Origin of the sequence: Brevundimonas sp. SGAir0440 (genome assembly GCF_005484585.1) — a bacterium.
Taxonomy (GTDB): Bacteria; Pseudomonadota; Alphaproteobacteria; order Caulobacterales; family Caulobacteraceae; genus Brevundimonas.
In genome coordinates this window covers 160,777-181,994 of the sequence record NZ_CP039435.1, presented here as the reverse complement: position 1 = coordinate 181,994, position 21,218 = coordinate 160,777, and the positions used below count along the sequence as shown (strand labels likewise).

Here is a 21,218-nt window from a genome sequence, read left to right as displayed (position 1 = left end):
GCAAGCCGTGTCGGGGCGTGGACCGGCGCCGGCGCCGCGCTTGTGATCGGCGATAACGGCCGGGTCACGATGGCGTCAGTCGCGGTGACGCAATCGGCTTGAAGCCATTAGTTGAGATCGAACAACCTTAAGGAGGACGCCATGTTCGATCGCCCGCCCCCGTCGCATCCCGACGCCGCCGAGGTCGCCGAAAGCGTCGATCGCCTGTGCCGCCTGTACGACAGCCGTCTGGCCGAGACCGGCGGCGACCTGTCGCCCGAGGATGCCCGCGAACTGAAGGCCATGGCCGCCATCTATGATCTGGACACCGACCGCCCCTCGACCGATGTCTGGCGCGACCTTCGCGCCGTGATCACGCGCCAGGCGCCGCTTGACGCCACGGCGCCGGCCGAGGTCGAGGCCCTGACCCTGCTGGTGGTCGAGGACGATCCCGACGCCGCCGCCTCGCTGACCGAACTGTTGACCGAGGCGGGTCACAATGTCGTCGGCCCGTTCCACAGCGCCGCCGCCGCCGAGGCCGCCGCTGCGCTGCACAGCATCGATGCGGCCTTGCTGGACATCAATCTGTCGGGCGAGATGACCGGGGTGGAACTGGCCCGCGTCCTGACGGATCGCTGGGCCGTACGGGTCATCTTCATCTCCGGCGATGTCGCCGCCGCCGCGAAGAATGCGGACATGGCCGAGGCCCTGGTGCTGAAACCCTATAACGGCGCGCAGATTCTGGAGGCGGTGGCGCGCCTCGCCTGAGGGCCGGATCGAGTTCCCCCAGCTTGCGTCGGCGGCTCAGCCGGGCGATCACGGATCATGCTGTCGAACCGGTCTCGCTATGCTCTGCGCGCCATGGTGCATCTGGCCGGTCTGCCGGACGGTGGTCCCGCAACCATCGCCGAGATTGCCGAGGCGGCGGCGGCTCCGCGAAAGTTCCTGGAGGCCATTCTGCTGGATCTGCGCCGTCGGGGTCTGCTGGCCTCGAAGCGGGGCAGGGCGGGCGGCTATGCGCTGGGCGCGCCCGCCGACGCCATCAGCTTCGCCGATGTCATCCGCGCGCTGGAAGGCCCGCTGGCCCTCGCGCCCTGCGCCTCGCGCACCGCCTATGGTCCATGCGAAACCTGCCCGGATGTCGAGACCTGTCCGTTGCAGCCTGTGCTTCAGGACGGGCGCGACGCGATCGCCGCCGTCTTCGAGGCGCGAACCCTTCTGCAAGCCGCCGTCACTTCTTCTCCTATTGACCGACTAGGGAAATAGCCCGCACCGTTCGCCCCCTATTGCAGAGGCCGCCATGCAAGATTTCCTGCTCTTCCTCGCCGTCGGATTTCTGGCCCAGATCGTGGATGGGGCGCTGGGCATGGCCTATGGCGTGATTTCCTCCACCGTCCTGCTGTCGTTTGGCGTGCCGCCCGCGACGGCGTCCGCCAGCGTCCATGCCGCCGAGGTCTTCACCACGGCGGCCTCGGCCGGGTCGCATACGGTCAACAAGAACGTGAACTGGAAACTGTTCGTGCCGCTGGCGCTCGGCGGCGTCGTCGGCGGCGGCTTCGGCGCCTTCGTCCTGACCAGCATCGACGGCGATCTGCTCAAGCCCTTCATCACCACCTATCTGGCCATCATGGGCGTCGTGATCATCTGGCGCGCCACGCGTCAGACGCGCGAGCGGATCTTCCCGCGCAAGTTCGCCGGCCCCTTGGGTCTGGTCGGCGGCTTCTTCGACGCCATCGGCGGCGGCGGCTGGGGACCCACGGTCACCACCACCCTGGTCGGCACGGGCCAGGATCCGCGCGTCTCGATCGGCACCACCAATACGGCGGAGTTCTTCGTCACCTCCGCCATTTCCGCGACCTTCCTGGTCGCCCTGCTGACCGGCCACTGGCAGGAGGCCGAGGGCTTCTCCACCCACGCCATGGCGGTGCTGGGCCTGATTCTCGGCGGCCTGATCGCCGCCCCCTTCGCCGGCGTCATCGCCCGCATCGCCCCGCGCCGCGCTCTCACCTACGGCGTCGGCGCCGTGGTGCTCCTGTCCGCCGGCTATCAGGCCCTGCGTCTGTTCAAAGTGATCTGAAACGCAAAACGGCGGCGGGTTCGCACCCGCCGCCAATCCGACTTCGACTCTGATTTCCGAATACCGCCGGCATCGCCACCCTGCACAAGCGGCTTCCGCAGCCTACTCCGCCGCCTGAAGCGCCGCCGCGCGGGCGGCGTCCAGTTCGGCGGCCTTCTGTTCGACCAGATCGACGATGTGGTCGATCATGCCGTCGTTGGCCTGTTTGTGGGCGATCTTGCCGTTCAGATAGATCATGCCCGCGCCCTTGCCGCCGCCGGTGAAGCCGATGTCGGTATAGAGCGCTTCGCCCGGTCCGTTCACGACGCAGCCGATCACCGACAGGCTCATCGGCGTCGAGATATGGGCCAGCTTCTCTTCCAGCACCGCCACCGTCTCGATGACGTTGAAGCCCTGACGCGCGCAGGACGGGCAGGCGATGATGTTGACCCCCCGGTGGCGCAGACCCAGCGACTTCAGGATGTCGAAGCCGACCTTGATCTCCTCGACCGGATCGGCGGCCAGCGACACGCGGATGGTGTCTCCGATCCCGGCCCACAGCATCGACCCCAGGCCGATGGCGGACTTGATCGTGCCGGTGCGCAACGGACCTGCCTCGGTCACGCCCAGATGGAGCGGGCAGTCGATCGCCTCGGCCAGCTGCTGATAGGCGGCGACGGTCAGGAAGGGATCGGACGCCTTCACCGAGATCTTGAACTCGTGGAAGTCGTGGTCCTGAAGGATGCGCGCGTGGTTGAGGGCGCTCTCGACCATGGCGTCGGGGCAGGGCTCGCCGTATTTTTCCAGCAGTTCCTTTTCCAGCGAACCGGCGTTGACGCCGATCCGCATGGAGCAGCCGTTGTCCTTGGCCGCCTTGATCACGTCGCGGACGCGGTCGGCCGAACCGATGTTGCCCGGATTGATGCGCAGGCAGGCGGCGCCCGCCTCGGCCGCCTCGATGCCGCGCTTGTAGTGGAAGTGGATGTCGGCGACCAAGGGGACCTTGGCCTCGCGCACAATGGTCTTGAAGGCGGCGGTCGATTCCACGTCGGGGCAGGAGACGCGCACGATATCGGCGCCGGCCTCTTCCAATTGGCGGATCTGGTCGATCGTCGCGGCCGCATCCGTCGTCGGCGTATTGGTCATCGACTGGACGCTGATCGGGGCGTCGCCGCCCACCAGAACGGAGCCGACGCGGATCTGGCGGCTCTTGCGACGCTCGATGTGGCGCCAGGGTCGGACGTGCGTGTGATCGCTCATGGGATCATCATATAGGCCGATGATGACGGCGGGACCACGGCCGACGCATCAGTTCGGCGCAGGGGCGGGTGAAGAGGACGCGGGCGCGGGGGAGGGCGTCGCCCCTGACGTCGCGGTCGCCTGGGTCCGGGCCTGAGCGGCCTGGGCCTGGGCCTGGGCGCGCGCTTGCGTGGCGGCCAGAGCCTTGGCCGCCTGGTCCGCACGGCTGTTCAACTGGGCCAGCGGCGTCAGCACGCCGGCCAGCGGTCCGCCGTATTCGCCATTTAGGAAGACGTCGAAGGCGGCCGGGTCGGACACGTCCACCGTCGCCGCCACGCCGATGGGCGCGCGCCAGGCCTCGCCCGGCGCCATCTGGCGCGCGAACAGGGCCTGACCGTCGCCCAGCCGCACGACCAGGGCGCCCGCCGTCTTGGCCTGGATCACCACCATCGAGGCGTTGGCCGAGGCGCCATAGACCGCCCCGCGCGGGTTGAACGCCTTCTGCACCGGCTCCGGATTGGCGGCGGCGGCGATCACGGCCGGATCGGTCGGATCGACCCCGGTCAGTTCGGCCTCCAGCCCTGGTGTGATGTACAGCGCCGGCGTCGTCTGGTCGGGCGGGGCGGACATGGGCGCGCTGAGCGCGACCTGCGGATCGGGATCGGCCGCCCCGGTCCAGGCCTTGGGCACGGCGGCGATATCGGACGGATGGGCGGTCCGATGCAGGCTGGCGCGCTGGAACACGTTCCAGCCGATGACGGCGACCACCACGGCGGCGATGCCGGCGACGATGCGTGGCGAATGGCGTTTCACGTCCTCGAAGGCGATGCCGATGGGCGCCTTCAGCGGTACGGAGGTGTCCGGGCTCTCGCGCTTGAACCGCTCGACGGCGGTCTGTTCGTCCAGCGCCAGGGCCGAGGCGTAGGCCCGGACATAGCCCAGGGCGAAGACGCGCGAGGGCAGGGACGACCAGTCGTTTTGCTCTAGGGCGGTCAGGAACCGACGATGCACCTTGGTCTCGGCGGCCAGTTCGGCCGGGGACTTGCCCGATCGCTCGCGGGCGGCGCGAAAACCGTCGCCCAGGGTCGCGGCGTCGACGAAGGCGGCCGTCGGATCCGGCCGGTCAGCAAGGCTTTCGATCGCCTCGGGGGCGACCCCCGCATTCCGCGCCATGACGCCTGACCCCATGTCCGGGAAACACAGCGCCGATGCGCCGTTCACAGGGCCCGAGATAGACGATTGCGCGCCGACCAGCAACGCCGCCCGTGCGTCCAAAAACCTGCGATCAGACCGCGACGTTCAGCTTGCGCGCCAGGGATTCGATCTCGTTCCGGACCGAGCCGGTGGACAGGTTCAGCAGATTGGCCATGCCGCGCCGGGCCGCATTCAGGTCCGCCGACAGGATCATCCGCTTGACCGGCCCGACACCGCCCGCCGGCGCCGACAGTCGGGTGAAGCCCAGCACGATCAGGGCGAAGGCCTCCAGCGGCCGTCCCGCCAGCTCGCCGCAGATCGAGACCGGCGTGCCGGTGTCGGCGCAGGCCTTCTGGATGGTCTGGAGCGCCCGCAGGGTCGGCGGCGACAGAGGGTCATAGCGGTCCGACACCAGCGGATTGGTCCGGTCGGCCGCATACATGTACTGGAACAGGTCGTTGGTGCCGATGGAGACGAAATCCGTCAGCGGCAGCAGGGCGTCCAGATGCCACAGCAGCGACGGGCATTCGACCATCGCCCCGACGCGCAGCAGGGCGGGCAAGGCGCGCCCGCGACGCCGCGCCCAGGCGCATTCGATATCCACCAGCTCGCGCGCGGCCCGGAACTCGTCCACCGTGGCGATCATCGGGAACATGACGCGCAGCTCGCGCCCGGCCCCCGCCGCCAGCAGCGCCCGAAGCTGCATCCGCAGCAACGACGGCCGGTCCAGCCCCAGGCGAATGGCGCGACGGCCCAGCGCGGGGTTCTCTTCGCGCTCGGCTTCCAGATACGGCAGGACCTTGTCGCCGCCGATGTCCAGGGTGCGGAAGGTCACGGGCTTGTCGCCCGCTGCGTCCAGCACCAGCTTGTAGAGCGCCGTCTGGGCGTCCAGCCGGGGCAGTTCGTCCGAGACCATGAACTGGAACTCGGTCCTGAACAGGCCGATGCCCTCGGCGCCCGTCTCGATCATGTTTTCCAGATCGACCGCCAGCCCGGCGTTGGTCAGGACCGTGATCCGCTGACCGTCCAGGGTCACGGCCGGCACGTCGCGCAGCTGGGCGAACTCGGCCTGGCGCTGTTCGCGCACGGCCATGCGTGACTGCACCGCCTCCAGCATGTCGGGGCGGGGACGCAGATAGGTCTCGCCGGTCTCGCCGTCGGCGATGACCATGTCGCCTTCGGACAGCCGGTCGCGCAGGCCCATCAGGCGCCCGACGCACGGGATCTGCAGCGCGCGGGCGACGATGGCGGCGTGGCTGGCGGCCGAGCCCTCTTCCAGCAACAGCCCCTTCAGCTTGTCGCGCGGATATTCCAAGAGGTCGGCGGGGCCCAGGTTTCGCGCCACCAGAATGGCATCGTCAGGCAGTTCGCGCTCGCCCGGCTTGTCGCCCGCCAGCACCCGCAGCAGCCGGTTGGCCAGGTCCTCGAAGTCGTGAAGCCGCTCGCGGATATAGGGGTCGCGCGCCTGGGCGAAGCGGGCGCGGTGTTCGTTTCTGACCCGGTCCACCGCCGCCTCGGCCGTCAGACCGTTCCGCACCGCCTCTTCCAGCGACCGGTTCCAGCCCCGGTCGTCGGCGAACATCCGATAGGTTTCCAGAACCTCGAACGACGGACCGGCCAGGCCTTGGCCCTTGTCCAGCATGACGTCCAGGCCGCTCTTCAGCGTAGCCAGCGCCAGCTTCAGCCGCGCCTCCTCCATCGCCGGGTCGTCGGATAGCAGGCGTTCGGGCGCCAGCGGCGCCTCGTGCAGAACCACATGGCCGAAGGCCAGGCCGTCGGCGAACTTCTGACCCTTCAGCCGTTCGGGCCGGTGCGGCGCCAGCTCCACGTCGCGCAACTCGTCCAGCGCCAACAGTTCGCCCGACGACACGGTTTCGGACAGGACCATGGCGATGGTCTGGATGTCCTCGACCTCTTCCTCGTCATAGCGCCGCTCAGTGCGGTTTTGAACGACCAGGACGCCGATGGCCCGACCGCCGCGCAGCAGCGGGGCGCCCAGGAAGGCGTGATAGGGGTCTTCGCCCGTCTCGGGACGATAGGAGAAGGACGGGTGCGACGGGGCGTCCGACAGGCTGATGGGCTGGGCCATCCGCGCCACTTCGCCCACCAGGCCCTCGCCGGGCCGCAGCCGGGTGTTGTGCACGGCGTCGGGGTTCAGACCCTCGGTGGCGAACAGCTCCAGCTCGCCCGACGCGCGACGCAGATAGATCGAGCAGACCTCGGCGACCATGGACCGGGCGATGATCTTGACGACCATGTTCAACCGGTCCTGCGCCGGCGTCACGCCCGCGCCGGCCCCGCCCAGAGCCTCGCGGATCTGGCGCAGGAGGATCCGGGGTCCTCTGGTCATCGCGCCGCCTGCCGGCATCATGTCTCCCGCGCCCCGGCGCCTAGGCGCCTTCTGAAATCACCCTATACCGCGTCTAGCCCATATGCCGAATGCAGGGCGCGAACGGCCAGCTCGGCGTAGGCGGCGTCGATCAGCACGCTGATCTTGATCTCGGAGGTCGAGATCGCCTGGAACTTCACGCCCTTGTCGGCCAGGGCCTTGAACATGGTCTGGGCGACGCCCGCATGGCTGCGCATGCCCACGCCGACGACCGAAACCTTGGCCACGTCCTCGTCGACGCGGATTTCCTCGAAGCCGAGCTGCTCCTTGGCGGCGGTCATCAGGTCGGCGGCGCGCACGGCGTCGCGACGCCCGGTCGTGAAGGTCAGGTTGACGGTTCCGGCGGTGCGCGACTGGCTCTGCACGATCATGTCGACGTTGACGTTGGCTTCGGCCAGGCGCGTGAAGACGTCGGCGGGCGCGTCCACCCGGTCGGACAGGCCCAGCAGGGTGATGCGGGCCTCGTCACGGCTCATGGTCACACCGGACACGATACGTTTTTCCACGATCTCCTCCTCGTCGCAGATCAGGGTTCCACCCTTGTCGGGCATGACGCCATTCGCGTCAGGTTCGATAAAGCTTGAAAGGACGCGGACCGGCACCTGTTTGGCCATGGCCAGCTCGACCGAGCGGGTCTGCAGCACCTTGGCGCCCAGGGACGCCATTTCCAGCATCTCTTCGTAGGACACCTTGGCCAGGCGGCGCGCGCGGTTCTCGATACGCGGGTCGGTCGTATAGACGCCGTCCACGTCGGTATAGATGTCGCAGGGGCAGCCCAGGGCCGCCGCCACGGCGACCGCCGAGGTGTCCGAACCGCCGCGTCCCAGGGTCGTGATCTTGCCGTCCGCCGTCACGCCCTGGAAGCCGGGCACGATGGCGATCTCGCCGGCGTCGACGGCGGCGCCCAGCTTCTCGCCGGGGATGTCGATGATGCGGGCGCGGGCGTGGGCGTCGTCGGTCAGGATCGGCACCTGCCAGCCCATCCACGAGCGCGCGTTGAAGCCCATGTTGCGCAGCGTCGCGGCCAGCAGGCCCGAGGTAACCTGTTCGCCCGAGGCGACGACCACGTCATATTCGTCGTCGCTGAGCGGCAGACCCGCGGCGGCCGGTCCGGCGCCGTCGGTCCAGGCGACCAGTTCGTTGGTCTTGCCCGCCATGGCGGAGACGACGACGGCGACCCGTTTGCCCGCCGACACTTCGGCCGCGACGATCCGCGCCGCACGGCGAATGCGTTCGAGGTCGCCCATCGAGGTGCCGCCGAACTTCATCACCAGTCGTGTCGTATCGGGCCGCGTCATCGTGGCGTTCCGCCCCCTGCTTGCGTGAAAGGGCGCGAAGGTTCATCCCTCGCGTCATGACCGCTTCTAACGGCGCCGCTCCGTCTCGCCTACCCCAACAGGGGCATGGTTTTTCGCAAAATTCGCCCGAAACGGCGTTCGGCGCATCGATCGACCCCGCCGACGTGGCGCGCTTCTCGGCCCAGGCGGCCGAATGGTGGGACGCGCACGGGCCGTTCGCGCCGCTGCACCGCTTCAACCCGGCGCGGCTGGCGCTGATCCGCGACCAGCTTTGCTCGCGGCTGGGCCGCGATTCCAAGGCGCGCGCGCCCTTCGAAGGTCTGACCCTGCTGGACGTGGGGTGCGGCGGCGGACTGATCGCCGAGCCGATGCGGAGAATGGGCTTTGACGTCACCGCCATCGACGCCTCGTCCGAGAACATCGGCACGGCCCGCGCCCATGCCGACATGGTCGGCCTGGACATCGCCTATCGCGCCGCCACGGTCGAACAGATCGAGGCGGAAGGAGCGGGGCCGTTCGACGTGGTCCTGACGATGGAGGTGATCGAACACGTCGCCGATCCCGAGGGCTTCGTGCGCGCCTGTTCGCGCCTGGTCCGGCCGGGCGGGGTGATGATGGTCGCCACCCTGAACCGCACGCTGAAGTCGCTGGCCCTGGGCAAGGTGGCGGCGGAATACATCCTGCGCTGGGTTCCGGCCGGCACCCACGACTGGCGCCAGTTCCTGAAGCCCGAGGAAATCCGCACGATGCTGGCCGCCGAACCAGTGACGGTCGAGGGGCCCTACGGCCTGAACTACGACCCGCTTCAGGACCGATGGAGCCAGACCGACGATGCGGGCATCAACTACATGATGGTCGCCACGCGAAGCGCCGCCTGACATGCAAAAGGCCGCCCCGAAGGGCGGCCTTTCTTTCTGATTGAACCTCGTCGCTAGACCTTCGAAGCCCGGCTGCGCGTCCAGGCGTACAGGCCGAACACCGCGACGGCGAAGCCGACGACGCCCGCCAGCATGGCCGGCCAGGCCGAACCCTCGGGCAGCATGGCGAAGGGCGCGTCGTCCCTGGTCGCCACGATTACCCCGGCGGTGAAGACGCCGAACAGGCTTTCGCCCACGATCAGGCCCGAGGCCAGCAGCACGCCCATCCGACGCGCCACGTCGGCGTAGCGGGTGGATGAGACCGCCTTGTCGTAGATCCATCCGGCGACGGCGCCGATGACCAGCATGGTGGTGACCGCAGCCGGCAGATAGAAGCCGATGCCGACGGCCAGCGGCGGCAGCTTGACCTTGCCCTTGGTCGCTTTCGACACGACCGCGTCCAGCACGATGATGACCACGCCGATCGCCGCGCCCAGACCGATCAGGTCCCAGCGCAGATCGCCGCCGATGACGCCGCGCGCCAGGGCTGAGATCAGGGTCGCCTGGGGCGCCGCCAGGGTCTTGGCGCCTTCCACGATGGCGGGCGGGCCGCCTTCGAAGCCGAAGGCCTGGTTCAGCAGGTTCAGGATGAAGGGGATCACCAGGGCGCCGGCGCCGACGCCGACGATCAGCGCCACCTGCTGACGCCACGGCGTGGCCTCGACCAACTGGCCGGTCTTCAGGTCCTGAAGGTTGTCATTGGCGATGACGGCGACGGTGAAGACCACCGCCGTCACGATCAGGGCGAAGGCGATGATCGACGGATCGGCCGGCACGCCGGCGACGGCCATGACGCCCAGCATCAGCAGCGAGGCGATGACGATGGCCAGAATGCCGACGCCCGACACGGGGCTGTTCGACGAGCCGATCAGACCGGCCATGTATCCGCAGATGGCCGCCACGGCGAAACCGATCAGCACCACATAGACCAGGCCGCCGATCACCAGGAGCGGCGTCGATCCCGCCAGGGCCGGGGCGCTCTGGGCGAACCAGGCCAGGAGGCCGGCGATGCCGACCAGGCAGGCGACCGAAACCCCGCCGACCAGTTTGATCGGCAAATCCTGTTCGGTGCGCTCAAGCACTTCGCCGTGGGCGCGTTTGGCGTTGGCGGCCAGCGCCGAGGTCAGGCCGCCGATCAGCGGACCGGCCAGTTTGATCAGGGTCCAGATGGCGGCGACGCCGATGACGCCCGCGCCCATGAACCGCACCTCGCGCGCCCAGACGGTGGTCGCCAGCTCCTCTGCGCCTACGCCGGCGGGCAGGCTCGAGGCGATCGACGGAATGCCGTGCGCCGTCAGCCAGGCGATGGTATCCGGGCTGGTCAGGATCGGCACGGCGACAGCCCAGGCCAGCACCAGGCCGAACAGCTGCGCCAAACCGACCGTCAGGCCGATCAGATGCCCGGCGCCCAGCAGGGCGAACTGCATGCCGAAGCCCATGCCCGTGGCCCCGCCGCCCAGCGCGGCCGGCAGTTTGAAGAACTTGGCCGCCTCGCCCGCAAAGACCCGACCCGCGACCAGCAGGGCGTAACCGGCCGAGACCACGGCGCCGGCGACCACGACCCACAGGCCCGACTTGTTCTCGCGCACCGCGCTTTCGGTCTGTTCGGCCCCGCGCGAGCCGACCTTCAGCACCTCGGCGGCGGCGACGCCTTCGGGGTAGGGCAGGCCGCCGCCCGTGACCAGCGCCCGGCGCAGCGGGATCGAGAAGGTCACGCCCAGCACGCCGCCCAGGATGCAGATCGCCACCGACTGCCAGAACGGAAACTCCAGCCACCAGCCGATCATCACCAGGCCCGGCAGGACGAAGATGATCGAGCTCATGGCCCCGCCGACCGAGGCCACGGTCTGGACGGTCATATTCTCCCAGATGGTCGAGGTGCGGAACGCCCGCAGCACCGCCATCGAGATCACCGCCGCCGGAATGGCCGAGGCGAAGGTCAGGCCGACCAGCAGGCCCAGATAGGTGTTGGCGGCGGTGAAGATCACCGCCAGCAGGCAGCCCAGCACCAGGGCGCGGAGCGTCAGTTCAAGCCGGCCCTTCGGGGCGGCGGCGGCGTCTGTCATATGCGAGGTCCCACGTTTGCGCGGACGTAAGCGCATTCTGTCGCAGGCGGCAACTGGTCGCGGTCAGATGCGAGGCCCCCGCCGCTTGGCCCCGCGACCCGGACGGGCTAGGACCGGGCCATGCCCGAACTTCCCGAGGTCGAAACCGTCCGACGCGGCCTGACGCCGGTGCTGGAGGGCGCGCGGCTGTCGCGGGTCCGGATCAACCGGCCCGACCTGCGATTTCCCTTCCCCGAGCGCTTCGTCGAACGGCTGGAGGGGGCGACGGTCCTGCGGATCGACCGGCGGGCCAAATATCTGCTGATGCCTTTGTCCACCGGCGAGACCTGGATCACCCACCTGGGCATGACCGGCCGGTTCACCCTGGACGGAACCCTGCTGGGCGAGTTCGAGGAGGCGGCGCCGATCGCCGGCAAGCACGAACATTTCAGCGGCTGCGCCATCCGCGATGGGGCGGCGACCCGCATCGGATACGCCGACGCGCGCCGGTTCGGCTTCATGGGTCTGATCTCCAGCGATCAGATCGAAACCCATCCCTGGTTCGCCGGCCTGGGGCCCGAGCCGCTGGGCAACGGCTTTTCCGGCGCCCATCTGGTCGAGGCCTTCGCCGGCAAGACACAGAATATCAAGGTCAGTCTGCTGGATCAGCGGATCGTCGCCGGCCTGGGCAATATCTATGTGTGCGAGGCCCTGTACCGCGCCCGCATCTCGCCCCTGGTCGCGGCCGGATCGGTGTCGAAGGCGCGGCTGGAGCGTCTGGCGACCGAGGTTCGAAACGTCCTGAACGACGCCATCGCGGCGGGCGGCTCGACACTTCGCGACTTCGCCAACGCTGAGGGCGGCCAGGGCTATTTCCAGCACCGGTTCGACGTCTATGGCCGCGAGGGCGAGCCTTGCCGTGGTGAGACATGCACCGGCGTGGTCGCCCGCATCGTTCAGGGCGGCCGCTCCACCTTCTACTGCCCCTCCTGCCAGAAGCGATAAGCCTTCGAGGTCCGACCCATGCGCAAAATCCACCTGTGGATCAGTCTGATCGTCGGCGTCCTGGTCTGGGGCGCCTATTTCGTCCACTTCGTCCAGGGCTTGCGCGCCGGCGATCTCGGCGACCTGATCTGGTGGTTCGTCGCCGCCCTGGTCGTCGCCGCCGTCGCCGAGGCCGCCGCCACCGGCCTGATCGCGCGCCTGTTGCGCCGTCGCGCCCGCGTGCTGGACGAGGGGCCGACGCTCCAGGCGGCGCTGAAGGCGGGTCATGTCGCCCTGATGCTGCTGGTCGGCCTGGTCCTGCTCTCGGCCCTGGTGCTGGCCCTGTCGTCCGTCTTCGGCTGGACCTTGGACCTGTCGGGCGCGCGGGGTCAGGTGATCGCCGCCAATCTGCTGCTGGGCATGGTCGTCGTGGTCGAACTGGTCCGCGCCGCCTTGACCCTGGCGCTGATGCCCCGACGATAGCGCCTGCGCTGGCGAGCCCCGCCGCGCGCCTGTATGACCGCCGTCAAAGGAGACCGACCATGGCCGACGCCTATTCCAATCTGCTGATCGAACGCCACGCCGACGGCTATGCGGTGGTGACCCTGAACCGGCCCGAGGCGCTGAACGCCCTGAACGCGGCCCTGTTCAAGGATCTGGCCGACTTTCTCGACAGCGTCGAGCATGACGACGGCGTGCGCTGCCTGATCCTGACCGGCGCGGGCGAAAAGGCTTTCGCCGCCGGCGCCGACATCAAGGAGATGGCGGATCAGACCTATGCCCAGATGTACACGGGCAACTATTTCGCCCTGGGTCACGACCGCATCACTCGGTTCAGAAAGCCGATCATCGCTGCGGTCAACGGCTTCGCTCTCGGCGGCGGCTGCGAACTGGCCATGCTGTGCGATTTCATCGTCGCCTCGGACAAGGCGAAGTTCGGCCAGCCCGAGATCAACCTGGGCGTCGCGCCGGGCATCGGCGGGTCCCAGCGCCTGACCCGTCTGGTGGGCAAGTCCAAGGCCATGGACATGGTCCTGACCGCCCGGATGATGGATGCGGCCGAAGCGGAACGCGCCGGCCTGGCCTCGCGCGTCTTCCCGCACGACACTTTGCTGGAGGAAGCCCGCAAGATCGCCGCCAAGATCGCCTCGCAAAGCCCGCTGGCGATCATGGCCAACAAGGAGATGGTCAACGCCGCGCTGGAGACGACCTTGACCCAGGGCGTCCAGTTCGAACGCCGCCTGTTCCACTCCCTGTTCGCCTTCGAGGACCAGAAGGAAGGCATGTCCGCCTTCGTCGAAAAGCGCAAGCCCGAGTTCAAGGGGCGATAGGTCGCAGGCGCGGGTCAACCGATCGCCGTGATCGGGCGTTAGGGGCGGATGATGATCCGCCTTTTCGCCTCGCTGCTTGCGACCCTGTTCGTCCTCGCCCCGGTCGCCGTCCAGGCCAAGGTGCAGTTACAGGCCGCTCCGGCCTTCAGCTCCAGCCGCATCCTCGTCGAGACGCGCGGGCGGGGGCCGGACATCATCTTCATCCCCGGCCTGGGTTCGACCGGCTCGGCCTGGCGCTCGACGGCGGATCGGCTCGATAACCGCTACCGGGTGCATTTGGTCACCCTGCGCGGCTTTGGCGAGACCCAGATCGGCGACAATGTCAGCGGCGGTCTGGCCGGCCCCGCCGCCAGCGAGATCGAACGCTACATCCGCGAGCAGCGCATCGACCGGCCCGCCGTGATCGGCCATTCGCTGGGCGGCCAGATCGCCCTGCGCGTCGCCGCCGACATGGGCGACCGGATCGGGCGCGTCATGGTGGTCGATTCCTCGCCCTTCTTCCCGTCCCTGATCGACGCGCGCACCACATCGGATCAGGTCGAGCCCCTGGCCCGGCTGGGCTATCAGGCCCTGCTGCTGTTCGGCGATCAGGCGCTGAAGTCCCAGGTCGCGGCCTTTGGGGTGGACATGGGTCTGGCCGGCGACATGGTGTTCGAGGGGCTGGGGCTTCAGGGCGGCGATCGGCGCGTCCTGGCCCAGGGCCTGTATGAGGCCCTGACCGTCGATCTGCGCCCCCGCCTGTCTGAGATCACCGCCCCGGTCACCGTCGTCTATGGCTGGACCCGCGATCCCGACGCGCCTCGCAACCGGCTGGAGGGCCTGTATCGCTACGGCTTCGAAGGCTTGCCGCGCACGGCCCGGTTCGAGCGGATCGAAGGCGCCGAGCACCAGGTGATGATGCAGCAGCCGCAGCGGTTCCTGGCGGCGGTGCAGCGGTTCCTGAGCTGACGCTCAATCCTTCAGCGCATCCACGACCACGCCCTCGGTCAACAGCTGCGGCAGGATCTCCGGCTCAGCCCGGCCCGGTCGATACAGCAGATACAGCGGCACGCCCGAACGCCCATGCGCCTGAAGCTCGCGGGTGATGGCGTCGTCGCGCCGGGTCCAGTCACCGACCAGATAGGCGGCGTTCGCCTCGCGCATCGCCTTTGCGACACGGGGCGAAGACAGGGCCGCGCGTTCGTTGATCTTGCACGTCACGCACCAGTCGGCGGTCAGATTGACCAGCACGGGTCGCCCCGAGGCGGTCGCTGCACTCACCGCCGCCGCCGACCAGGGCTGGGCGGCCAGCGGGCCGCTGTCGCCTTGAGGCGCGGCATCCATGTCTCGCGCCGCACCCGCCGCAACGCCTGCCAGGCCCAGCGCCAGAACGCCGACGACGACCGCGCAGATCGTGGTCAGGATCGGCCGTTCATCACGCTGGCGCGCCGCTTGCGCCAGACCCGTCAGCCAGGCCGCCAGGGCCAGCAGCAGCGCCGCCGTCAGCAGCAGGCCCAAGGCGTCGACGCCGCCCTGTCGCGTAAACACCCACAACAGCCACAGCGCGGCCCCATACATGGGAAAGGCCAGCAGACCCTTCAGCCGCTCCATCCAGACGCCCGGGCGCGGCAGGCGCGATAACAGGCCGGGCGACAGGCTGATCGCCAGATAAGGCAGGGCCAGACCCAGCCCCAGCATCAGGAAAACGGCCAGCGCCATCGGCCAGGGCAGGACCAAGGCCGCGCCGAGCGCTGCGGCCATGAAGGGCGCGGTGCAGGGCGCTGCGACGACCACGGCCAGAACGCCGGTGAAGAAGGCGCCTGCCGCACCGGGCAGGCGCGATAGGGGGCCGGACCCCGCGTTCTGCAATCCGGCGCCGACATGGAAGACGCCCGATAGGTTCAGCCCGACGAGCAGCATGACCAGGGCCAGGGCCGCAACCACGCCCGGCGACTGAAGCTGGAACCCCCAGCCGATCGCCTGACCCGCCGCCCTCAACGCCAGCAGGGCGCCGGCCAGAACCAGGAAGCTGACCAGCACCCCGGCGGTGAAGGCCAAGCCGTCGCGCCGGGCCCGCGCCGGATCATGCGCCGCCGCCGACAGGGACGCCGCCTTCATCGCCAGAACCGGGAAGACGCACGGCATCAGGTTCAACACCAGCCCGCCCAACAGCGCCAGGCCCAGCGCCTGAAGAAAGACCCAAGCGCCGGTCTTCGTCGGCGTCGCCGTGGTTTCGTCCAGCGGTTTCAGCGCCGCGCCGCCTTGGGCGCCCGCCAGAGGCGCGCCCGGCTCCGCCGTGATCTCCCACGCGCCCTTGTCGGTCGCCAGGACGCCGCTCAGCGCCGTCGTTGCCGTGTCCTTGCCGGCCGTCAGCGTTAGGGTCAGGCCGTTCGGACCCCGCTGGCCCGACTGGGCCGCCGCATGGTCGATCCGCCCGCCGTCGAAAGGATAGAAATAGACCTGGCTGATGTCGGCGCCCGCCTGGTCGCCAGATAGCGGCCCGCCGGTCGCGGTCAGGATCAGCTGGCCGCCCTGACGCGTGACGCGCGCCTCGATCCCGGCCGGGCGTGGCGCGGTTTCGACCAGCCGCTCGATCTCCTCACCCCAGGGCTTGGCCAGCGGCGCTGCGCCCTCGCGCACCGGCAGGGCCAGCGACAGGGTCATCGGCTCGGGCACGCACATCTGGTCGCTGCACACCAGAAACAGCACATCCGTCGTCAGGGTCAGCACTTCGCCCGGCCGCGCCGTCGGCGGCACATGGATCGGCACGGGCAAGAGCACCGCGCCCGAATAGCCATAGTTCATCAGGCTTATCAGCCGCTGGCGGCTGGGCAGCGGCCACAGGATCGGATCGGCGGTCACCCCGGCGGGCAGGGTCCAGATCAGGCTGGTCGCCCCGCCGCTGTCGCCCGGATTGCGCCAATAGGTGTGCCAGCCGGGCGCGATCTTCTGGCGCACCGCTACCACGGTCGTCGAACCGGGCGCGACCCATTGCGACATAGGGACCAGTTCGGCCTCGATCCGCTCGGTCCGCTGCGGTCCGAAGGCGACGACGCCCGTGGGTTGGCTCTGCACCGGCTGGGCGACGGTCGCCGAAACGCCCGTCAAATTGAACAGCAGGCCGAGGAGAAGGGCGAAGAGGCGCAAACGCGTGTTCCGGCAGGCGAGGGGAGCGCCGCAACCTAATGCGTCACGCGTCCCCGCGCCATCGCTGCGCCCGCCCCCGCGTCGATCAGCGCGGATAGGCCTCGTAGATCACTTCCGCGCGGCGCCGCAGCGGTTCGTCATTGCCGGCTGCGGTCGTGGCGCCCGCGTCGCCTGCGGCGTTCAGCTCGAAGATCGGCGCCGGCATGCCCGCCTGGGTCAGCGCCTCGACGACCGTCCGGGCGCGCCGCTGCGACAGGTTCAGATTGGCTTCCGGCGTCCCCGTGGCGTCGGCCAGGCCCACCACGCGCACCTTGCGCACGTCGCAATCCTTCGCCTTGGTCGCCGCCGCCTTCAGCACCATCGCCGCCGGCTCGGTCAGCCGCGCCTGGTTCTCCAGGAAGTAGATATCGAAACGCCCCGGCGCGCACAGAGATTCGCCCACCACCAGCGCCTCGCGCTTGGGCATCGGCGCGCACGCCACCAGCACGCCCACGGCCGCCACAGCCAGACCCATCGATCGCTTCATCTCAGCCCTCCTCCGGCTCGGCCGGCCCATTACGCAAAAGAGGCGGCCCATCGTCCGACAGGCCGCCCCCTCAACCTAACGCCGGTCGCAAATCTGCGCGACCGGCATTTGATCACCGATCAATAACGGCGCTGACCGTTGTCCCAGTAGCACTCGTCCTGACGGTTGTCGTAGCAGTAGTAGTAGCGACCTTGGCTGTCGCGATAACGCTGCTGGTTGTTGCGGTCCTGGTTCGAGCCGCGGATGGCGCCGGCGGTGCCGCCCAGGGCGCCGCCGATCAGGGCGCCGGTCGCAGCGTTGCCGCCGCCGACGTTGTTACCGATGATGGCGCCGGCGACGGAGCCCAGGCCGGCGCCGATGGCGCCCTGGCGAACGGTTTCGTTCGAGCCGTTGTTATAGCCGTACGGGTCGCTGGCGCAGGCCGAAGCCAGCAGGCCGGCGCCGGCAATCGCGATAATCGCCTTTTTCATGATGAATTCCTTTGTCCCTGGGTGTTGGCCCCTGTGGGCAGCAAACGTGTCCTCGCGGCATAGGTTCCGCATCGAGAGACTGCATCGGCAACTATGGTGACGCTTGGGCGGAACGACGGCGTCTGCGGGGCGTTCGGCCGCCATGATAGATGTCGCTGCTCCCGATACGCCCGAAACAGACGTGCGCTGCGCGCCGTCCATCCGCTCCCAGATCCGGCATGTCGTGATGCTGGTCAATCCGCTGTCCGGCAGCGTGGGACCGCGCGCGGCGGGCGAGGCCGAGGCGATCCTGGCCGACTATGATCTGAAGGCCGAGGTGATGACGCTGGGCGGCGGCGACTTCGACAAGACGATCGCGGAGGCGTTCGACGCCAAGCCGGACGTGATCTTCGTTCTGGCCGGCGACGGCACGGCGCGCTCGGTGGCGTCGAAGGCCAAGCCGGACGGTCCGATGATCGCCCCCTTGCCGGGCGGCACGATGAACATGTTGCCCAAGGCGCTTTACGGCACCGCCGACTGGAAGCTGGCGCTGAAGCGGGCGCTGGAGGAAGGCGAGCCCCAGGCCGTTTCGGGCGGCGAGGTTCAGGGCGAATACTTCTATTGCGCCGCCATTCTGGGATCGCCGGCGCTGTGGGCCCCGGCGCGCGAGGCGATGCGGACCGGAAAGATCAAGCTGGCCTGGCAATATGGCCGTCGCGCCTTGAAACGCGCCTTCTCGGGGCGTCTGCGCTTCACTCTCGACGGCGGCGAGAAACGCCGGACCGAGGCGCTGGTGCTGATCAGCCCTATGATCTCCAAGGCGATGGAGGACCCAATCGGCCTGGAAGCTGCGGCCATGGACCCCAGCGACACGACCCAGGCCTTCCGCTTGGCCGCGACGGCGCTGTTCAGCGATTGGCGCCAGGACCCGGCCGTTTCGACCCGCCCGGCGAAACGGATCGAGGTGCGCGCGCGATCCAAGATCCCGGCCGTGATCGACGGCGAGCCGCTGCTGCTCAAGCCCGAGGCCGTGATCCGCTTCGTGCCCAAGGCCTTCAAGGCGCTGGCGCCCAAGCCGCCTTCGGCCGAGGACAGCGTCTGATGGGACGCGTTCTTCAGTTCTCCGACGTCCATTTCGGCTGCGAGCACAAACGCGCCTGCGCCGCCGCTCTGGACTACGCCCACGCCACGCCGAACGATCTGGTGCTGATCACCGGCGACATCACCCAGAAGGGGTTTCCCGACGAGTTCAAGGCCGCCGGCGAATGGATGCGGGCCATGCCCGAGCCGCGCTTCGTCATCGTCGGCAATCATGACGTGCCCTATTGGGACGCCATCGCGCGGGTCTTCCATCCCTGGCGGGCGTTCGAGACGGCGACCGGCTTTCCGGCCCACGACGGCCAGTTCTGCAGCGATGCGGTCATGGTGCGCGGCGTCGTCACCGCGCGCGGCTGGCAGGCGCGCCCCAACTGGTCGAAGGGCGTCATCGATCTGGACCAGACGCGGCGTGCGGCGGAGGCCCTGCGTCAGGCGCCGATCGGCGCGCTGCGAATCCTGGCCTGCCACCATCCGCTGATCGAGATGGTCGGCACGCCGATGACCGGCGACGTCAAGCGCGGCGATGAGGCGGCCCTGATCTTCGCCGAGGCCGGCGTCGATCTGATCATGACCGGCCACGTCCATGTGCCGTTCGCCATGCCGATCCCGCTGGCGGACCGCTGCTCCTACGCCGTCGGCTGCGGGACGCTGTCGCACCGCGAGCGCGGCGCGCCGCCCGGCTTCAACCAGATCGACTGGGACGCCAAGACCATCACCGTGACGGCCCTGGCCTGGGATGGAACGGGCTATCGCTCGCATCAGGTCTGGCGACTGCCGCGCCGTCAGGACACCCGCAAGGCGAACACCGCGCCCAGCCCGGTCGAGCCCGGCGAACTGGAGAAGGCGGCGGTCTGAAGACCTCAGATCGGTCTCCTCCCTGCGAAGCGGGGAGGTGGCTCGAAGCGTAGCAAAGAGACGGAGGGGTTCTTTCCCGCATCGCAGCCGCCGGTGGGCTTTCAAAACCCCTCCACCGCTCCGCGGTCCCCCTCCCCACGCTGTGGGGAGGAGACGGTTGGGATCAACGGAACGGCGGCTCGTCGAAGGCGCGCAGTTTGCGCGAGTGCAGCTTGGAGCCTTCGCTGCGCATCAGATCGACCGCCTGGATGCCGATCTGCAAGTGTTCGGAGATCGAACCTTCGTAGAAGCGGTTGGCCTGACCCGGCAGTTTGATCTCGCCGTGCAGCGGCTTGTCCGACACGCACAGCAGCGTCCCGTAGGGGACGCGGAAGCGATAGCCTTGGGCCGCGATGGTGGCGCTTTCCATGTCGATGGCGACGGCTCTGGACTGGTTGAAGCGCAGGGCCGACTTGGAATAGCGCAGCTCCCAATTCCGGTCGTCGGTGGTGACGACCGTGCCGGTGCGCAGGCGAAGCTTGACCTCGTCGCCCGGCATGCCGCTGACCGACTTGGTGGCGTCATAGAGCGCGCGCTGAACTTCGGCGATCGACGGGATCGGAATGTCGGGCGGCAGCACCGCGTCCAGCACGTGATCGTCGCGCAGATAGGCGTGGGCCAGGACGTAGTCGCCGATGGTCTGGCTGGCGCGCAGGCCGCCGCAGTGACCGATCATCAGCCAGACGTGCGGACGGGTGACCGCCAGGTGATCCGTGATCGTCTTGGCGTTGGACGGGCCGACGCCGATGTTGACCAGGGTCACGCCCTTATGGCCCGGCGCGGTCAGGTGATAGGCCGGCATCTGGTGCTTCTTCCACGCCGTGTCGCTGATCGCCGCCTCGGGGTTGGGCGTGTCGCGCGTGATCACCACGCCGCCGGCGCAGGACAGGGTCTGATACGGCGAGCCGGGCGTCCGAAGCTGCTCGATGGCCCAGCGCACGAACTCATCGACGTAACGATTGTAGTTGGTGAACAGGACATAGGACTGAACGTCGTCCACCGGCGTTCCGGTGTAGTGTTTCAACCGCGCCAGCGAGAAGTCGGTGCGCAGGCCGTCGAAGTGCGACAGGGGGAAGTCGCCGCCCATTTCGAACAGGCCGTCGGCGATCTCGTCGCCGATATGGGCCAGGTCCGTCGTCGGGAACCAGCGCGCCAGGGCCGCCGTCATCGACCGGTCCAGCGCGACCTCCAGCCCGTCGGTCACATAGGGGAAGGGGATTTCCTGGCGCGAGACGCCGACCTCGAAGGTCGCATTATATTCCTGCTCCAGCAGGCCCAGCTGTTCGGTCAGATAGGGGCGGAAAAGGTCCGGTCGCGTGACTGTAGTCGAATAGCTGCCCTGTCTCGACAGCCGGGCGTAGGCGCGCGGCTCTAGGTCCTGGGGGCGATCCCCGTCCCAGCGAATGCGAAGTTCGGGATAGGCGAACACCCCTTCGGCGCGCTTGACCGGATCGGGCCGCGCGCCGGTGTTGACGAAATCCCGCACGGCGTCGCGCAGGTTGGTCACGGATTGGGTGTAGAGGGTTTCGAGGCGGTCCAGCGCCGCCTGTGCTGTCATCTGTTCTGTCATGACTTCCTCTAGCGAAGCTTCGCGGCTTTGGCGAGGCGCCGCCCGTTCAAACCCGATTTCGCTGCATTGCAGCAATTTATGACGGGGGTGCGGTTGCGGATCGGGGCGTGACGGCGCATCTGG

At 68.7% G+C, this 21,218-nt stretch carries 19 protein-coding genes; 10 read left to right on the top strand and 9 right to left on the bottom strand.

The window, feature by feature from the left end:
* Nucleotides 1-141: 141 nt before the first annotated feature.
* The 3 genes from E7T10_RS00875 to E7T10_RS00865 are packed head-to-tail and all read left to right on the top strand — an operon-like array spanning nt 142 to nt 2,056.
* A complete protein-coding gene (locus E7T10_RS00875) occupies nt 142-747 on the top strand; it encodes a response regulator (protein WP_137720338.1) in 606 nt (201 codons plus the stop codon).
* A 57-nt stretch (nt 748-804) separates the two neighbouring features.
* Nucleotides 805-1,245: an Rrf2 family transcriptional regulator gene (locus E7T10_RS00870; RefSeq protein WP_045809480.1), complete on the top strand. Its 441-nt coding sequence runs from the start codon at nt 805-807 to the stop codon at nt 1,243-1,245.
* A gap of 34 nt (nt 1,246-1,279) precedes the next feature.
* Nucleotides 1,280-2,056, top strand: a complete 777-nt coding sequence (locus tag E7T10_RS00865) for a sulfite exporter TauE/SafE family protein (RefSeq protein ID WP_137720337.1) — start codon at nt 1,280-1,282, stop codon at nt 2,054-2,056.
* 102 nt (nt 2,057-2,158) lie between these two features.
* On the opposite strand, the gene ispG is transcribed toward E7T10_RS00865, so the two are convergent.
* From ispG to E7T10_RS00845, 4 genes are all read right to left on the bottom strand, one after another.
* Nucleotides 2,159-3,295: a flavodoxin-dependent (E)-4-hydroxy-3-methylbut-2-enyl-diphosphate synthase gene (gene ispG, locus E7T10_RS00860; RefSeq protein WP_137720336.1), complete on the bottom strand. Its 1,137-nt coding sequence runs from the start codon at nt 3,293-3,295 to the stop codon at nt 2,159-2,161.
* Nucleotides 3,296-3,343: 48 nt separating this feature from the next.
* Nucleotides 3,344-4,447 carry a RodZ family helix-turn-helix domain-containing protein gene (locus E7T10_RS00855; RefSeq protein WP_210416127.1) on the bottom strand — a complete coding sequence of 368 codons (1,104 nt, stop codon included), beginning with the start codon at nt 4,445-4,447 and terminating at the stop codon, nt 3,344-3,346.
* Nucleotides 4,448-4,559: 112 nt separating this feature from the next.
* On the bottom strand, nt 4,560-6,818 hold the full coding sequence (gene ptsP / locus E7T10_RS00850) for a phosphoenolpyruvate--protein phosphotransferase (protein ID WP_371275846.1): 2,259 nt from the start codon (nt 6,816-6,818) through the stop codon (nt 4,560-4,562).
* Between the two features lie 62 nt (nt 6,819-6,880).
* A complete protein-coding gene (locus E7T10_RS00845) occupies nt 6,881-8,155 on the bottom strand; it encodes an aspartate kinase (RefSeq protein ID WP_137720334.1) in 1,275 nt (424 codons plus the stop codon).
* A gap of 56 nt (nt 8,156-8,211) precedes the next feature.
* Here E7T10_RS00845 and ubiG point away from each other — a divergent pair, with 56 nt between their 5' ends.
* Nucleotides 8,212-9,033, top strand: a complete 822-nt coding sequence (ubiG, locus tag E7T10_RS00840; protein ID WP_137720333.1) for a bifunctional 2-polyprenyl-6-hydroxyphenol methylase/3-demethylubiquinol 3-O-methyltransferase UbiG — start codon at nt 8,212-8,214, stop codon at nt 9,031-9,033.
* A gap of 53 nt (nt 9,034-9,086) precedes the next feature.
* Here the strand turns inward: ubiG and E7T10_RS00835 are convergent, their stop codons facing one another.
* Nucleotides 9,087-11,138, bottom strand: a complete 2,052-nt coding sequence (locus E7T10_RS00835; protein ID WP_137720332.1) for an OPT family oligopeptide transporter — start codon at nt 11,136-11,138, stop codon at nt 9,087-9,089.
* Nucleotides 11,139-11,258: 120 nt separating this feature from the next.
* Here E7T10_RS00835 and mutM point away from each other — a divergent pair, with 120 nt between their 5' ends.
* The 4 genes from mutM to E7T10_RS00815 are packed head-to-tail and all read left to right on the top strand — an operon-like array spanning nt 11,259 to nt 14,380.
* Nucleotides 11,259-12,122: a bifunctional DNA-formamidopyrimidine glycosylase/DNA-(apurinic or apyrimidinic site) lyase gene (mutM, locus tag E7T10_RS00830; protein WP_137720331.1), complete on the top strand. Its 864-nt coding sequence runs from the start codon at nt 11,259-11,261 to the stop codon at nt 12,120-12,122.
* Between the two features lie 18 nt (nt 12,123-12,140).
* Nucleotides 12,141-12,584 (top strand): hypothetical protein, encoded by a 444-nt coding sequence (locus tag E7T10_RS00825; protein WP_137720330.1) that lies wholly within the window; start codon nt 12,141-12,143, stop codon nt 12,582-12,584.
* 59 nt (nt 12,585-12,643) lie between these two features.
* Nucleotides 12,644-13,432 (top strand): enoyl-CoA hydratase-related protein, encoded by a 789-nt coding sequence (locus tag E7T10_RS00820; protein WP_137720329.1) that lies wholly within the window; start codon nt 12,644-12,646, stop codon nt 13,430-13,432.
* A gap of 51 nt (nt 13,433-13,483) precedes the next feature.
* The gene (locus E7T10_RS00815) at nt 13,484-14,380 is read left to right on the top strand and encodes an alpha/beta fold hydrolase (RefSeq protein WP_246846068.1); all 897 of its coding nucleotides are present in this window, start codon (nt 13,484-13,486) and stop codon (nt 14,378-14,380) included.
* A gap of 3 nt (nt 14,381-14,383) precedes the next feature.
* On the opposite strand, the gene E7T10_RS00810 is transcribed toward E7T10_RS00815, so the two are convergent.
* From E7T10_RS00810 to E7T10_RS00800, 3 genes are all read right to left on the bottom strand, one after another.
* A complete protein-coding gene (locus tag E7T10_RS00810; protein ID WP_246846067.1) occupies nt 14,384-16,558 on the bottom strand; it encodes a protein-disulfide reductase DsbD in 2,175 nt (724 codons plus the stop codon).
* Nucleotides 16,559-16,643: 85 nt separating this feature from the next.
* On the bottom strand, nt 16,644-17,084 hold the full coding sequence (locus E7T10_RS00805; protein WP_210416126.1) for an OmpA family protein: 441 nt from the start codon (nt 17,082-17,084) through the stop codon (nt 16,644-16,646).
* Nucleotides 17,085-17,203: 119 nt separating this feature from the next.
* A complete protein-coding gene (locus tag E7T10_RS00800) occupies nt 17,204-17,554 on the bottom strand; it encodes a glycine zipper domain-containing protein (protein WP_137720327.1) in 351 nt (116 codons plus the stop codon).
* Between the two features lie 142 nt (nt 17,555-17,696).
* Here E7T10_RS00800 and E7T10_RS00795 point away from each other — a divergent pair, with 142 nt between their 5' ends.
* Together E7T10_RS00795 and E7T10_RS00790 are read left to right on the top strand one after the other, a co-directional pair.
* A complete protein-coding gene (locus tag E7T10_RS00795; protein ID WP_137720326.1) occupies nt 17,697-18,635 on the top strand; it encodes a diacylglycerol kinase family protein in 939 nt (312 codons plus the stop codon).
* A complete protein-coding gene (locus E7T10_RS00790) occupies nt 18,635-19,486 on the top strand; it encodes a metallophosphoesterase (protein WP_137720325.1) in 852 nt (283 codons plus the stop codon). The genes E7T10_RS00795 and E7T10_RS00790 overlap by 1 nt, the downstream gene beginning before the upstream one ends.
* 163 nt (nt 19,487-19,649) lie before the next feature.
* On the opposite strand, the gene E7T10_RS00785 is transcribed toward E7T10_RS00790, so the two are convergent.
* Nucleotides 19,650-21,095, bottom strand: coding sequence for an AMP nucleosidase (locus tag E7T10_RS00785; protein WP_017505461.1), 1,446 nt, complete (start codon nt 21,093-21,095; stop codon nt 19,650-19,652).
* Nucleotides 21,096-21,218 lie beyond the last annotated feature (123 nt).